This window comes from Paenibacillus sp. LjRoot153 (assembly GCF_964253085.1).
Lineage (GTDB): Bacteria > Bacillota > Bacilli > Paenibacillales > NBRC-103111 > Paenibacillus_E.
In genome coordinates this window covers 2,316,970-2,332,705 of record NZ_CAXUQH020000001.1, presented here as the reverse complement: position 1 = coordinate 2,332,705, position 15,736 = coordinate 2,316,970, and the positions used below count along the sequence as shown (strand labels likewise).

The following is a 15,736-nucleotide window of genomic DNA, read 5'->3' as shown; positions in this document are numbered from 1 at the left end:
TAGCCTGATTTGACCCACTTACAAAATCGACAGCCGATAGGTGCGCAGCACTTGTTCTGCTGTAAGCTCAAGCAGTTCACTCGAACGAGACATCGCCTCCTCGAGTGTCATAGGACCATTCACAATGCTGTGAACACTGAGGATACCAATTGCATACAGGCGCTCGATGCCTGGCCCCACTGAACCGGCTAGTGCAATCACGGGAACTCCAAATTTCTGCGCTTCCTGGGCAATCCCCATCGGTGTTTTGCCCGAAGCGGTTTGCGAATCGATTCGTCCTTCCCCTGTAATCACGAGATCGGCATCAACCAAATGGTCTCGCAATCCCGATTGCGCGATCACGATGTCAATGCCGCGTTTCATTTCCGCCTTAAAAAAGGCAATTAGAACACCGCCCACGCCGCCAGCCGCTCCGGCACCAGGCAAATCATGAACGCGCACTCCCGTTTTTTCCGCAATGCGGTCTGCCCATACACGCATTCCCTGCTCCAGTTTTTCAATCAACTGAGGAGTTGCCCCCTTTTGCGGACCATAGATGTGGGTAGCTCCATTCGGTCCGAGCATTGGATTCTGCACATCGGAGGCGATGATAAACGTCGATTCAGCGACTCTTGCATCCAACCCGCTATCATCGATCGAGACGACCCTTTCCAGCTCCCCGCCGCCGCTTCCCACTGAACAGCCCGCTTCGTCCAGTAGACGTACACCTAGTGCCTGGAGAATCCCAGCCCCGCCATCGTTCGTCGCGCTGCCGCCGATAGCCAGGATAAAATGACGGCAACCAGCGTCGAGCGCATGGCGAATCAACTCGCCTGTTCCGTACGTCGTTGTATACAGGGGATCCAAATCTTCCTTGGCAAGAAGCTCCAGTCCTGAAGCACTCGCTAATTCAACCACGCCAACCTTTCCGGCATGAAGGATGCCATATTCAGCTGTAATCGGTTTCCCGAGAGGCCCTGTCACTGTTACAGACTTCTTAGTTCCGCCTATTCTTGTTAAACTGTCAAGTGTCCCTTCCCCGCCGTCGGCAACCGGTATGAGTACCGTTTCAGCATGTGGAAGACAACGCATGATACCTTTTTGAATAGCGATCGCAGCATCTGCAGCGCGGATACTTCCCTTGAACGAATCCGGAGCAATAATAATTTTCATTGGAACTTCACCGCCTTTTGAAAGCTATTTTCGTATATGGATTATCTCCGTACCAAAAAGAATGGAAGCCGTAGAGCCCCCATTCTTCTGATTAAGCAGAATTAACCGTATTCATGATATTTCCCTGTAAATAAGCTGCTAAATTCCCTACAGCAATGTCCATCAACCGGCTTCTGGCCTCGAAAGTTGCCCATGCCATATGCGGCGTTACGATGCAGTTCCTAGCAAGCAAGAGCGGATTGTCCTTACCGGGCGGTTCTACGGAGAGCACATCCAGTGCTGCTCCGGCAATTTCCCCCTCGTTCAGCGCTTCCGCCACATGCTGCTCGACCAGCAGTCCTCCCCGTGACGTATTGATGAGAAAAGCTGACGGTTTCATAAGGGCAATTCTCTCCGCATTAATCAGCCCTTCCGTCTCAGGAGTGAGCGGGCAGTGCAGGCTAATGAAGTCGGAAGTGGCAAGCAGATGCTCCAGTGGAACACGTTCCACGGATTCCTCCCTTGCTTCTGCCAGCCGGCCTTCTCTACCTGCAACCAACACGCGCATGCCGAATGCCTGAGCCAAATGGCTAACCTGCTTGCCGATTCGGCCGTAGCCGACAATCCCCAATGTTTTACCTGCCAATGCAATTTGTCTGCTAAGCGTATAGCAAAAGTCCGGTGATTCCGACCATCCGTCTGCGCTCACGCTTTCCCCATGCTTACCAACTCTGTGACATAGCTCCAAGATTAGTGCAAAAACGAATTGAGCCACAGAGTCCGTACCATACGTCGGCACGTTGGTGACAACAATCCCCTGATTGGAAGCAGCTTTAACATCAACGACATTATAGCCTGTAGCCAAAACCCCGATATATGTCAATCGCTTTAGACCGGTAAGCGTCTCTTTCGTAAGCGGCGTTTTGTTCGTCAGCACGATGTCCGCCTCTTGAATGCGTTCCTTTACGAGCTTTTGCGGTGTTCGATCGTAGACGGTAACTGTACCTAGCTTTTCCAGCTCAGCCCAGCTCAAATCTCCGGGATTTAGCGTATAACCGTCGAGCACTACGATGTGCATGCTTTCACCTCTTGATTAATACAACGTATAAATGACTTTATTCTCCGTATAAAATTGCTGATTGGTACTTCCGATAGAAAAAGCACCGAATCCTGAACGCTTAACGCCGCCAAAGGGCATATGCGCTTCACTTGCTGTACCATGATTGATATGCACCATTCCAGCTTCAAGACGCGATGCAAACTCGTTCGCATCACTTAACTCATCCGTGAATACAGATGCAGCCAGGCCATACTCGGTAGCATTTGCGATGCGAAGTGCGTCTTCTTTCGTATCGGCTTCAATGACTGTAAGCACGGGACCGAAAATTTCCTCGCGGGCAATTGTCATCTCTTCGGTTACCTTCACGAACAAGGCCGGCTCCATGTAAGCGCCTGTTTGATACGTACCACTGTTGAGCACCTCGCCGCCATACAGCAGTTTGGCTCCCTCTTCCTTGCCTAATCGGACATAGCGCTGCACAGATTCCAGCTGTTCTTTATTAACGAGCGGGCCCATATGAATACCTGACTCCCATGCCGGACCTACCCGCAGACCTTTTATCTCCTGAAGCAAGGCCTCTGTTAATTTCTCTGCCTGCGATTTAAGCACAACCACACGGCTTATAGAGGTGCATCGCTGACCGGAGCAAGCAAAGGCCGCAGATACAATCTGTTTTGCAGCTCCAGCGAGATCCGCGTAGTTTAGTACCACTGCGGCATTCTTTCCGCCAAGCTCCAACTGCGTTCGCACCAGACGCTCGGCAGCTATCTGTTGAATGCGCAGGCCAAGATCTGTAGATCCCGTGAAACTTATCCCCTTCACACGCGGATGCTTCGTAAGTGGATCACCCACGCGCGATCCTCCGCCTGTCACCATGTTCACAACTCCGTTTGGCACGCCGGCTTCTGTGAACAGCTCCATAAGCCTCGCAGACGCCCAAGGCGTTGCGGAAGCAGGCTTGAATACGACTGTACACCCGTAAGCAAGTGCAGGAGCGATCTTGCGAACCGGGGTAACAACTGGGAAATTCCACGGTGCAATGGCCGCAACAACGCCAATCGGATAACGAACAACCATATTCCGTACATTCCGGCGTTCGCTCGGAGCCGTTTCGCCTAAAATGCGTGACGCTTCCCCAGCCGCAAAGCGTGCTTCTTTCGCCGCTCGGGCCACTTCGCCCCGGGATTCGGCGATCGTTTTGCCCTGCTCGGCAGACAAACGAAACGCCACCTCGTCGCGATCAAGTTCCAGCAGGTCTGCGAAACGAAGTAGAATCGCCCCCCGTTCGGGTCCAGGCACAGCGGACCAGCTCTTAAAGGCAGCATCCGCAGCCTCAACTGCTCTGTTCACGTCTGCGGCATCGGAGTCTGCAAAGTGACCGAGTACCCTTTCGTGCTCTGCAGCGTGAACGATCTGGAAAGTGCGTCCTCCCTCAGCGGGCTTCCATTCACCGTTTATGTAATTGCCATAGTTTTGGCCGGCGGCTTCTTGCAGCCAAGTAAGCATTTCATGGTCTGACATCACACATTCGCTCCTTTCGTTACCTTAACGGAATCGTCTTCGTTTTGGACATTGCGGCGCGGCATAGTTGTTTGAGATCTTCATGCGTTGGTTTTACCGGATTGACCGGCACATTGCCCGATTGCATCGCTTCCTCGGCGATCAAATCCAGAGCCTCTTCCGTCACGCCAAAATCTGATAGTGTCTGTGTAATGCCGATATCCTCTTTTAAGCGGCGTATTGCGGAAACAGACAGCTCAGCAGCCTCCCGCAAAGAAAGGTAGTCCGTTTTCTCTCCGAAAATGACGGCAATTTCCTTGAATTTTTCCAAGTTTCCAATCAGATTGAAAGCCATAACCTCAGGTAATAGGATGGCATTTACGATCCCATGCGGAATCTTGAAATGCGCACCGAGCGGAATCGCCAATGCGTGTGAAAGCCCAAGACGAGTTGGGTTGAATGCCATAGCCGCTATCAGACTGGCAAGCAGCATATCGTGACGCGCCTGCAAATTCTCTCCTTGGACAACGGCAGTCCGCAGACTGCGGGCAATCATTTTCATGGACTGAATCGACATGCCTTCGGAAATCGGCTGCGTCGCTTTATTCACGAAAGATTCCAATGCGTGCGTCAAAGCGTCCATTCCTGTAGACGCTGTGATATTCGCCGGCAATGACACTGTCAGCTCAGGATCACATAAGGCCAGTGACGGGCAATTAAACGAGCTGCCCACGCTGAGCTTAACCTTCGCTTTTTTGTCAGAGAGCACCGACCAAATCGTCAGCTCGCTGCCAGTCCCCGCAGTCGTCGGTACGGCAATGACGTGCGCTCCTTTGCGCGGTACTTTATTAATGCCCACGTAATCGCGAATGTTGCCTTCATTGCCCAGCATTAATCCGACAGCCTTAGCTGTGTCAAGCGAGCTCCCTCCGCCAATGCCGACAACCAAGTCACATCCTTCAGCCTTCGCCAGCTCCGTTGCCGCAGCGACCGATTCAATATTCGGATCGGGTTCAATGTCCGAGTAGATGACGTACGGAATTCCTTCTTCACTTAGCGGTGTCGTCAGACGGTCGACGCCTCCTGCCTTGAGGACGCCAGGATCGCTGACGATAAGAACCTTGTTTCCTCCAAGCTCGCGAACGTGATGGGGCAGCGTTTTCGCAGCCCCATTGCCAAATTCGATTACCGTCGGTAGTTCATAACGAAAAATCCGGTTTATCATCTTATTTCCTCCCTCTATGTTCAATCCACATTCTTTGGCAGCGAAGCTACCACTTTAAATCCTCGATCATGCCTCCGGTCCACATGGAGACCGTATTCATTTCCGTATAACATTTGTAATCGCTCATGAATATTTTTTAAGCCAAGACTCTTTTTCTGCTCGGCATGTTGTCCTGCAGTCTTGTACAACGCGCTGCGAATAGCTGCCAATTTCTCGTCGCTGATTTCTGCTCCATCATCTTCCACGCCGATATGAAGCGCTTGCTCGTCTACGGCTGCCCAGATCGTAATCGTTCCTTGCTCTTCCTTCATCTCGATACCATGGTAGATCGCGTTCTCCACCAACGGCTGAATAATTAGCTTTGGAATCTGGTAATTCATCGTCTCTTCAGGAATGCGGGCTTCGAGCTCGAAGCGGTCTCCATACCGAAATTTCTGAATGCTGATGTAATCTTTGACATGCTGAAGCTCCTCATAGAGGCTAACGATGGGTGCTCCTTTGATACTGAAGCGAAAAATCTTCGCAAGACTAACTGCCATCTCCCCAATATCCGGCGCTTGATGAAAATCAGACAACCATTTGATGGACTGCAGCGTGTTATACAGGAAATGAGGATTAATTTGCGCTTCAAGCGAGGCGAGCTCTGCTTCTTTTTGCTTCAAATTCGATACAAATACCGTGGAAATTAAGTTTTGGATGTCTCCGATCATGATATTGAAATGCTCATTGAGCTTTCCAATTTCGTCAGAATTGTCCACCTTGGCCCGAACCGACATGTTGCCTTCCGCTACCTTTTCCATGAGCCGGATCAAGTTGGAAATTGGACGTGTGATGCGCCGGCTTAGAAAGTAAGCGATAATGGTGCTCATCACCGTCATGATTAACACGGAAATCAAAATAATGTTTTTGACTCTAGATGCATCGACGAACAATTCGTTCGCAGGAACAACTGTAATTATTTTCCACCCCGTCGTATGGATGGTTGCAAACGCGACCAACTTTCGAGCATCGGGTTCATCGGTAAAATAATAGCCGTTATCCTCGGCAAACACGGGCCCAAACTGCGCGCTTTTCGCTGTCTCCAGCTTTTGGGTTACAAGCGACTTGTCACTTATGGAAATGACGTTGTTCGCATCATCCAAAATCATCGTGTAACCGTTTGGAGCCACACGGCCAGTTGTATAAATGTTCTCTAAAGTTCTTTCATTGACGTCCATCCAAAGAATACCGATTTGACTTCCGTACGAGTTGCGAATTTTTTTCAAAAAAGTAACCACATTGGCATTTGAGCTAATGGTATACCCGCCTACTTTGTGGGAAGGCGACCACTTGGCATCTGCCGAATCGGATTCGCTAAATGACTGAAACCATGGAAAATCAGTAAAATTAGGCTTTTCTCTTAATTGGTTAGCCGAGGAGAAGTAGGTCCCATGCGTATCAATAAAATACATGCCGTTAATATCGTTACGATAAATCGTATATTTATTCATCTCATCTTCGACGCTTCGACTGATTTGGCTTTTTTCATAATCAGATGCAGCCGGATACGCTTCAATTTGCTTTTTGATCGGGTTAGGCAGGTTAAAAGAGTCGTAGAATGCGGTATTAACCGCCTTCTCTGCATCCTCCAAAATGACTTCCGAATTTAGAGAAAGCTGATGAACGGTTTGCTGAATCGAACGGCTCAAGTTATTGTTGATAATATGTGTTGCGACGCTATAAGCGAAATAACTGACAACCGTCAGCGGCAATACGACCAGACTCAGAAAGGAGAGCATCAGCTTGGTGAATAAATTGAATCGAGCCTTTTTCATGGCGCAAGCTTCCTGAATTCGCTGGGTGTCATCCCCATATGCTTCTTAAACATCTGTCCGAAGTGACGGAAATCTTTATAGCCTACCGCTTCCGCAACTTCGTAGTTTTTCAAGCCTCCTGCCGCAAGCAATTCTTTGGCCTTCTCAAGACGCAGGACCGCCAGAAAATCCGAGAAGTTGCTTCCCGTTTCTTGAACGAATAAGTAACTAAGATAGCTGCGGTTTAAGAACACACGGTTCGCTGCGTCCGCAAGCGAAATGTCTTCCCCGTAATGCTGATTAAGAAACTCGATCACATCGCGGATGACTTTACTGTATGGTTTAGGTAAATGCTGATGTAAAGTCTGTACAGACTCCTGGAATAACGCTTCCAAGCTTTCTACGGCGTCATTCAACGTATCGGACAAGTACAATACTTCACGCACCCGCTCCCGCAGGTCCGTCTGACTTTCACGGCTGCGTTCCTTCTGCAGTAGTTCCAGCGATTCCGCCAGCTTCAGATAAAAAAACTCGATACTTTCCGGATCGTACATACTGTCATTGGAAAAACGTGTCTTTAATTTCACCAGTTCGTCGAGCAGCGGCTTCGTACTGCCAAGCTGAAGAGCCTGCGTTATCGTTTGAATGGTTTCATTTCCCGAAAATGTCTTACCGGTCGTCTCCTGATTGAAAGTGAAGATCCGTTTGGCCGGACTCAGCAGGCGCAATTTCAACGCGCGGTCGGCATCGCGATAAGACTGGCGCAGCCCCTGAATGCCGGAAGCTATACTTCCGACTCCCCAAGTAGTGGGCACACGTAGGTAATCCAGTACAGCGGCTTGCGCCTTCATAACAAAGTCCTCCATCGGTCTGTGATCGCTCTTATCCTGTCTTAAAACCAAGACGAGACTTCCAGGGCGAAGATCGACAAGTTCACCGCTGCCTTCTGTCCGAAGCAGTTCTTCTAGAATGTTCTGTACGGCAAAATGGAGCAATCCGCCATCGCGGAATAAAGTACTTTTTTCTTTAAAAGAATTAATTTTCACCACAGTAACGGCATTTCTGCCATAAATGGAATCATTTAAGCCTAGAACATGCTCATAACGCTTAAGTTCTTTCTCTCCGGCTTCGCCGAACAGCAGTTCTTTCAGCACCTTTTGTCTGGCAATGCCAACCGATTGCTGGAGGAGGTGTGACATTTGATCTTGCTCCCGAATTTTGCCCCGCTCGTCAACAATCTCTTGCGTCACTTTATCAATCGTTTGTCCCAGGGACTTACTGTCGATCGGCTTGAGCAGATAGTCCGTTACTCCGATAGCAATCGACTTTTTGGCATAACTAAATTCATCGTAGCCTGAAATAATGACAATTTTTATGGCAGGCCATCGTTCCTTAACGATTCGCGACAACTCCAAACCGTCCAGTCCCGGCATTCGGACGTCTGTCAGTAACAGATCCGGCTGCCGCTCCTCAACCATCTGAAGCGCAACTCTCCCGTTCGGGGCCGTATTAATTTCGCCAATTCCATAGTTGCTCCAAACTATCGCCTTCTGAATACCCATCCGCATCAACGGTTCATCGTCTACGATCAATGCTGTCAACATGCTCTTGTTCCCTCCTGCAATGGATACTTGTTTTCGGACGATCACTTTGCTAACTATAGAATTCAACGAAACTAATCCTTTCCCTCTTAAAAATTGCTTAGATTACTCGTATTCCTCAGGTAAAAAAAGGTATGGATCACCCTCGTGTTACACGGCTGACCGCCGCAAAGTCCAGCTCACCGCTTTCCTTTGCAGCCATTTCATATAACTGAAAAGCGTGCGAGGTGACAGGCATCGGTTGGCCTGCAGCTTCCTGAAGCGCAATGCCGATATCCTTTTTCATGAGATTAAGCTTAAAGCCCGGCTGGAAATTACGCCCCGCAATCGCTTGCACTTTGTTCGCAAACATCCATGATCCGCCGGAGGAGCTGCCAATCACTTTCTGTAAAGCGTCCAAGTCCACATCAAGCTTCTCTGCTAATGCGATAGCCTCGGAGGCAGCCAGCATATGCACGGCGGCGAGCATCTGGTTGATCGCCTTAACCGCCTTGCCCCCGCCGATGGCACCGACAAGATGTACCGTCTGTGCCATCTCTTCAAGGATCGGCTGTGCCAGTTCCAATGCCTCCTCGCTGCCGCCAGCCATTACCGTGAGCGTCCCTTTCTCCGCACCAATCGTTCCTCCGCTGACTGGAGCGTCCAAAACCAGAGCTCCTTTGGCAGCAAAAGCTTCCGCAACCTCCTTCATCGCACCTGGAGAGCCGGATGTCATCTCAAGCAGCAGTTGACCTTCTCTTACCTCGGCCTGCACCTCTTCGGCCAGAAGCACCTGCCGCATTTGCCGATCCTCCGGCAATATGCTGATGATCGCGCCGGCAGCGGCAATCGCCTCCGACGGGGATGCGTGCACCTCGGCTCCCAGCCTGCGAAGCTCTTCGGCTGGAGCTGGGTCGCGGTGAACGGTTACATGCAGCTTAAAACCTGCTCTCGCCAAATTTTTGGCCATCGGCAATCCCATTGCACCTAGCCCAAGAAAAGCGATTTGGCGCATATCTAGCGGATTCATCGTGATTTCCCCCTTTGATGTGAATGTAATGATTGAATAAGGAAAAACCCCGGTATAACCGGGATTTCCATACTTAGTAGCCGGCAACGGACGCATCGACGGACATGCCCATTTTATCGTACAGTTTGCGGCGGCTCTTCTTATCCGCTTCCATTTCTTGCGTTGCATATTTGGCTACATCCCATGCTTTTTCAATCGGCACAACAACGATTCCGTCGCCGTCCGCTACGATGATGTCATTAGGCCGTACAAGCTGGCCGTTAATGTTAACCGGAATATCTTTGGCCTGGAATTCAACACGTCCTTGCACCATCGTTTGTGACACGTGACGAGAGAAAACCGGCACCTGATTCAAGATCAACTCATCTGTATCACGCGCACCACCATTCGTAATGATGCCACGGCAGCCTTGGCTTTTATATTCCAGTCCGTTATTGGAACCGATAATCCCAACGTTCGTATCGCTAGCGTCAAGTACGAGGACATCGTCTTCACCGATTTCTTTCCCCCAATGATACGTTGCGACATTGCCGTACCAGTGATTGGAAAATTTCGTGTACGCTTCAGGCTCCATTGTAGGGATCGTGCGGTTTGTCGGCACGAATTGAACCGTTTTGGCAAAACCGCAGAAGCAAGTACGGAAAAGTGGCTTAATCGTATCTGTATGAATACTGCCCTGGAAATGCATCATGTTCCAGTCCATCCCGTCACGCACATCCGCAACGCGTAGCTTACGGTAAACTTCCATCAATTTTTGCTTTTCTTCTTTTGTCAATTCGATCATTTTCAGTCACCTCTACAATGGATTTGGTTGTTTCATTTGCAGGCTATATCCAAGAGCGATTCGGATTAAAGCTTCAAACCGCTCGATGCCACACTTTCAATGACATATCGTTGCAGGAAAAGGAACAAAACGACCATCGGAATGATGGTTAATGTTGCAAGGGCAAGGCTGCTTCCGATGTAGGTTCCATTTGGTCCTAACGTGAAGTTCGCCACGCCGATGGATACGGTGTACATGCTGCTCTTCGATAAGATGAGGAGCGGCCAAAGCAGCTCGTTCCATTTATGCATCACTGTAATGATGGATAAGGTAGCGATAATGGGTAAAGTCAGCGGTAAATAAATTTTCATAAATATTTTAAAATGATGGGCTCCGTCCATTTTGGCTGCTTCCCCTAACTCATTCGGCAGCGAATCCATGAACTGTTTGACCAGGAATACACCGAATGGATAAGCGAGTGTCGGAAGAATGACCCCAATGAAAGAATTGATGAGATTCAGTTCGTTAAACACCAGAAAGCGTGTAAACACAATCACTTGGTCGGGTACCATCATGGCGGTAAGAATGATCAGCAGCCAGATCTTTTTACCTCTAAACTCCCCTTTGGAAAGAGCATATCCTGCCAGCGTGGCGCCTAAGATATGACCAGCCACGGAGCCGGCGACAATAATCATCGAATTTATATAGTACGTGCCTATCGGCAGTGACTGAAAGATCAACGAAAAGTTTTTCCACCCGAACTCTTCCGGAACGATGCGAGGAGGGAAGCTAAGCCCAAAATTCGCATTAACGTCCAGAGAAATGCCGATCATCAGCACAAAGGGATAGAGAAAGACCACGGCCAGTGCCGAAAGAACGAGCAGCCGGATGATTTCCAGCGATTGATTGTGTCTTGTCATTGGAACCTGCCTCCTTTCATCGTTCCGATCTCCGGGAGATCTTCAGATTGATGACGGTGATGATCAGAATCATCAGGAACAGTGCGACCGAAGCCGCTGAACCGTACCCGTACTGGGACTTCTCCATCGTTTCTTCATAGAAAAAGAGCACGATCGTTTGCAGCGAACGGAGCGGACTTCCGGAGGCCCCGCCGAAGGTATACACATCATCGAATCGCTGGAAAGCGCCGATTACGCCTGTTATTAGTAAAAACCACAGGATGGGCTTGACGCCGGGTATCGTGATATACCTCATTTCCTCCCAGCGCGAAGCGCCGTCCACACGGGCTGCTTCATAATAATCTTTGGAAATCGACTGCAGGCCCGCCATCCAGATCAGGATGTTAAAGCCGACTGACTGCCACAGCGCCAAAGCAATGACGACCCATTTGATCAGCGTCGGATCACTCACCCATTGCTTCGGCCCGATACCAAACCAGGAGAGCACATAGTTAACCGTTCCTGATTGATCGGGGAAAAACAGGACCTTAAACACCAGTACAACAGCTACCGCCGACGTCACGTTCGGCAAAAAATAAATCACCTTGAGCAGCCCTTTTCCATACACAGCCCGGTTTATCATGGCTGCCAGCAGAAATGAAAGTGGCAGCCCAAGCAGTAAACCGAACAATCCGATGTACAGGGTGTTATAAATCGCAAGGAAGAAGTTCGCATCTGTCAGAAGATGTTTGTAGTTAAACAATCCTGCGAATTTCTCCAGACTTCCGTCGTTCGAAACGTAGAAGCTGAGGAGTAATGTTTTGACCATCGGGTAATAGCTGATCAATGCCAGTACGCCTACTGTCGGAAGCAGATAAAGGTACCAGGTAAACTCCTTAAGGAGTTTACCCTTGAGAGGAGAGTTGCCTTTGGAAACCTGAAGAGCCTGCTTCGCATCTGTGACCGCACTCGCGTATGTCGTCGGTTTCATGAGTGAACCCTCCTTTTAGCGGCTTTACGGTTTGTGAGCGAGTTACTTCTGGTCGGCGGCTTTATTTTTGGCGAACTCATCCACTACCTCTTTTTGTGCGGTATCCAGCGCTTCTTTTGCCGGCGTATTTTTCAATAGCACCTTTTCCAATCCCCGTGTCAGTGCGAACTTCGCTGTCGTGAACCAGATCGGAGACATGTATTGCGCTTGGCTTACCATTTTGAACATCTTCTCGTCGTTCGCATCCGGCTTGTAGTCTGGTCCAAGCGATTTCGTCGAAACCGGCATCGTGTTCTTGGTTTCCCAAAGGAATCGCTGTCCATTCCCAACGGACATCCACTTCACGACTTCCCAAGCAAGATCTTTATCCTGCGTGTTCTTAACCATTTGTACGCGAATTCCGCCGAGGAAACCGCCGGTTCCTTGAGGACCTTTCGGAATCATGGCCACATCGTACCTGTCGAGCATTTTGAGTGATTTAAATTTTTGCAGCTGTATAGCAGGCAGATTAATGTACATAGCGATATTGTTCTTTGGTGTGGACCACTTCTCGGCTCCTTGTCCTTGAATCATGCCCGGAGGTGTGAAAGGAATTAGCGATTTGTAATAATCAGCCGCCTTTACCATGCCATCACTGTTCAATGTGACTTGGTTTAGATATTCCTTGTTGCCCATTTTACCCATGTCGGCGCCGAACGTATTGGCGATAATTGAGACGGCGTATCCTGCTTGGTCACCAGGAATGCGAGTATACACTCCGTAGGTTTGCTCACCTGTTTTTGGATTTTTGCCAGTTAGCTTTTTCGCTTTGTCGAGCACTTCGTCCCAGGTTGGATTTTCGGAAAGTGGCTGAACACCGTAATCGGCAAAGATCGTTTTGTCAAAATAAATCCCCGAGCCGTCTACGGCGATCGGCAGCGCATTATTGACTGTTTTCCCGTCCTTATCAACTTCCAATGGACCAGTCAACAGCGTCGGCGATAAATACAGTTCTTTGCTCCACTCTTTATCCTTTTCCAAGAAAGGAGTCAGGTCTTCACTTAAGCCCTGGTTCCACATAAATTTGCTGTCCGATTCAATGGATACATCAATTTGGCGTGATTCCACCAGCGCTTTCGCTTTGGCTTGATGATCTTTATACGGATAAGTGACAACCTCGAAGTCGATGTTCGGGTAATCCTGCTTGAGCCGTTTCTTCAGCTCGTCAGCCCCGTATACCATTTCCCCCGTGAGCGGGTCTGGTGCTGTTTGATCGTTTAAGCCGACAAAGCCAATGCGGATTTTACCTTTCAATTCCGGTTTTGCCTTAATTGGAGACGTCGACTTCCCTACCGCCTCTCCTGCTGCGTTTCCACTTTGCGCAGAATCCTTGCTCTCTCCACTGCTGCAGCCTGCAGAAGTCACTAGAAGCATTGTTGCCATCGATAACGTAAGCCATTTGTGTTTCATTGATTCGGCCTCCCTTGTCCTCTTGTTTACGGCACCGCTTACATCCTTATTGTAGCGGAGCCTCGACATAATTGTTAGGCGGCCTCGTTTGGATTATGTGGGTTATTTTTGGCTTGTTTCTATATCAACAACAATGCCGTCTAGTCTTCCTGATTCACGAATAAATGCGGAGCATGCTTGATGTTCTGGATTCACTTCATAGGCTTGAAGCGCCCCCCGATTTTCAAAACGGATGGTCAGAACGACCTGAAACCCCTGATTTCTATCGGAAAAATTGAGACCGGCCTGCAGGTCCAAAACGCCCTCTAAATGATTCCTTAGTGACTTAAAACGTTCAATCACTTTATGTAATTGTTCGTTTGTCGTACTCTCCATAAATTTCAGCAGTATGATATGATCCAGCATGATGGTTCCCTTTCTTCCCCAAAATGTGTTTCCATCTTTCTAAACTTCGGAGCCTTTGCTAACTGAAACATTCTGCATAGCGGCTTCGCTAAGCTGCAAACCGTATTTTATGCCAATGTCATTTAGCTCAGTGACCACTTTCAGAGGAAGCTGGATGCCTTCTTGCTTACGGGCTTCCGTCTGTCTTTGTTCAATTTCCCCGGGCACCAAAATTTCCTTCACACCGGCCGCCTTAGGTTCATTTTTTATTTGGCGGATGTACTGATCGACCCTCTGTTTAAACAGCTCAAGCGGAATGAAACGGCTAATATCTATAGCGATGAAAAAGTGACCTACATTTTGCGGTTCATTCCAATTTTCATACATGTTGTTTACATACTGTCCATAACCGGCTCCTGTTAACACTCCTGACAAAATATCAATAAACATCGAAATGGCGTAGCCCTTTGGACCTCCTACCGGCAGAACGGAACCTTCCAACGCAGCCTCCGCATCGGTCGTCGGGTTTCCCTCTTTATCGATTGCCCAGCCTAGAGGAATCGCATCTCCCTTTTGTGCGGCGACGATGATTTTACCTCTGGCGACAACACTTGTTGCCATGTCTAAAATAAAGGGATTCTCCTCGCCCGCCGGAACGCCGATACATAAAGGATTGGTGCCGATGAAAGGACGAACTCCACCCGTCGGCGGCATTGTCTGGGAGGCGTTCGACATCACGAGCAGAATCAGATTCTGTTCAATCGCTTTCTGCGCATAGTACGCTCCGGTACCGAAGTGGTTGGAGCCCTTCACCCCAACAACAGCCGCACCGTATTGCTTAGCCCTTGCCATCGCCAAATCCAGGGCATAGCTTCCCACCACAGAGCCGAAGTTATTACTCCCATCAAGCAAAGCGGTGCTGCCATGCTCGGATACGATCACAGGCTCAGTTTGAGGGTCCATCATCCCTTTTTCTACACGCTTCAAATAGATCCCCGTACGCACAACGCCATGAGATTCGACTCCGCGAAGATCCGCCTGTATTAAAGACTCCGAGACGATGGATGCACGGTCCGCAGGCACGCCTGCGCGAATGAATACGTCCCGGCAGAAGGATTGCAATTTCTCCCAATCATAAGTAAGCGGTAAGCTCATAGCCCTTCACACCCCTTCTGTTTTAAAGTTTGATCCACCCAATCGCGGTTCACCGTGCCATCCTCGATGGACTGTAAAATTTGCTGCTCACGAACCTGCTGCTCGCGAATGAGCTTCAACAAGCTTTCCGCTTCTCTGAGCGGAACGATGGCTAAACCATCTTCGTCACCGACGATAATATCGCCCGGCTCGACAATCATCCCCCCAACAGAGACGGAAACGTTAATTTCTCCAGGTCCATCCTTGTAAGGCCCGCGATGGGTAATCCCTCTCGCATAGACAGGGAAGGTGTCATTCGAGAAAGCAACTGTATCACGGATGGCGCCGTCAATAATGAATCCTGCGATCTGCTTTTTCTGAGCGAGACGAAGCATAATTTCGCCAACGATTGAATTGGTTGTATCCCCGCCAGCATCAACAACGATAACATCTCCAGGCTCTGCCAAGTCGATCGCTTTGTGCACCATCAGATTGTCACCGGGTCTTGTCTTAACGGTTAATGCAGCGCCGACCAGTTTGCTGCCAGCTTGGTGGTATGGACGCAGCCCTGAACAAATGGCATGCAGACGATTTAAATTATCACTAATGTGCGGGGTAACGACATCTTGAAACTGATGAAGCAATGCAGGGCTCGGGCGCTCTGAACGCTGAAGAATTCGAAAACCTAAATTAGGCATAAAGGCACACTCCTTAGAAAGTTTTAAAATAAATTCGGCTGGACGATTGTAAGTATAATTACGGCTGTTAATCAGTTTATCGATTTAGGAAATCGATTT

The 15,736-nt window shown here is 49.2% G+C and carries 14 protein-coding genes; all 14 read right to left on the bottom strand.

Annotation, left to right across the window (positions count from 1 at the left end; genetic code table 11):
* Positions 1–18: 18 nt before the first annotated feature.
* Positions 19–1,152, bottom strand: coding sequence for a glycerate kinase family protein (locus ACSQ8P_RS10285; protein ID WP_436235084.1), 1,134 nt, complete (start codon positions 1,150–1,152; stop codon positions 19–21).
* A 91-nt stretch (positions 1,153–1,243) separates the two neighbouring features.
* Entirely contained in the window at positions 1,244–2,209 is a 966-nt protein-coding gene (locus ACSQ8P_RS10280) for a D-2-hydroxyacid dehydrogenase (protein WP_436235083.1), read from the bottom strand.
* 15 nt (positions 2,210–2,224) lie between these two features.
* The gene (locus ACSQ8P_RS10275) at positions 2,225–3,712 is read right to left on the bottom strand and encodes an aldehyde dehydrogenase family protein (RefSeq protein WP_436235082.1); all 1,488 of its coding nucleotides are present in this window, start codon (positions 3,710–3,712) and stop codon (positions 2,225–2,227) included.
* Between the two features lie 19 nt (positions 3,713–3,731).
* Entirely contained in the window at positions 3,732–4,916 is a 1,185-nt protein-coding gene (locus tag ACSQ8P_RS10270) for an iron-containing alcohol dehydrogenase (RefSeq protein WP_436235081.1), read from the bottom strand.
* Between the two features lie 20 nt (positions 4,917–4,936).
* Positions 4,937–6,730, bottom strand: coding sequence for a cache domain-containing sensor histidine kinase (locus tag ACSQ8P_RS10265; RefSeq protein ID WP_436235080.1), 1,794 nt, complete (start codon positions 6,728–6,730; stop codon positions 4,937–4,939).
* Entirely contained in the window at positions 6,727–8,313 is a 1,587-nt protein-coding gene (locus ACSQ8P_RS10260) for a response regulator (RefSeq protein ID WP_436235079.1), read from the bottom strand. Before ACSQ8P_RS10260 ends, ACSQ8P_RS10265 begins: the two co-directional genes overlap by 4 nt.
* A 136-nt stretch (positions 8,314–8,449) precedes the next feature.
* On the bottom strand, positions 8,450–9,319 hold the full coding sequence (locus ACSQ8P_RS10255) for an NAD(P)-dependent oxidoreductase (RefSeq protein WP_436235078.1): 870 nt from the start codon (positions 9,317–9,319) through the stop codon (positions 8,450–8,452).
* A 73-nt stretch (positions 9,320–9,392) separates the two neighbouring features.
* Positions 9,393–10,103, bottom strand: a complete 711-nt coding sequence (locus ACSQ8P_RS10250) for an RraA family protein (RefSeq protein WP_436235077.1) — start codon at positions 10,101–10,103, stop codon at positions 9,393–9,395.
* Positions 10,104–10,168: 65 nt separating this feature from the next.
* On the bottom strand, positions 10,169–11,002 hold the full coding sequence (locus ACSQ8P_RS10245) for a carbohydrate ABC transporter permease (RefSeq protein WP_436235076.1): 834 nt from the start codon (positions 11,000–11,002) through the stop codon (positions 10,169–10,171).
* A 16-nt stretch (positions 11,003–11,018) separates the two neighbouring features.
* Positions 11,019–11,972, bottom strand: coding sequence for a carbohydrate ABC transporter permease (locus ACSQ8P_RS10240; protein WP_436235075.1), 954 nt, complete (start codon positions 11,970–11,972; stop codon positions 11,019–11,021).
* A 42-nt stretch (positions 11,973–12,014) separates the two neighbouring features.
* A complete protein-coding gene (locus tag ACSQ8P_RS10235) occupies positions 12,015–13,421 on the bottom strand; it encodes an ABC transporter substrate-binding protein (RefSeq protein WP_436235074.1) in 1,407 nt (468 codons plus the stop codon).
* A gap of 102 nt (positions 13,422–13,523) precedes the next feature.
* Positions 13,524–13,826, bottom strand: a complete 303-nt coding sequence (locus ACSQ8P_RS10230; RefSeq protein ID WP_436235073.1) for a Dabb family protein — start codon at positions 13,824–13,826, stop codon at positions 13,524–13,526.
* Positions 13,827–13,865: 39 nt separating this feature from the next.
* Positions 13,866–14,960: an Ldh family oxidoreductase gene (locus ACSQ8P_RS10225; RefSeq protein ID WP_436235072.1), complete on the bottom strand. Its 1,095-nt coding sequence runs from the start codon at positions 14,958–14,960 to the stop codon at positions 13,866–13,868.
* Positions 14,957–15,637, bottom strand: a complete 681-nt coding sequence (locus ACSQ8P_RS10220; protein ID WP_436235071.1) for an RraA family protein — start codon at positions 15,635–15,637, stop codon at positions 14,957–14,959. The genes ACSQ8P_RS10225 and ACSQ8P_RS10220 overlap by 4 nt, the downstream gene beginning before the upstream one ends.
* Between the last annotated feature and the right edge of the window lie 99 nt (positions 15,638–15,736).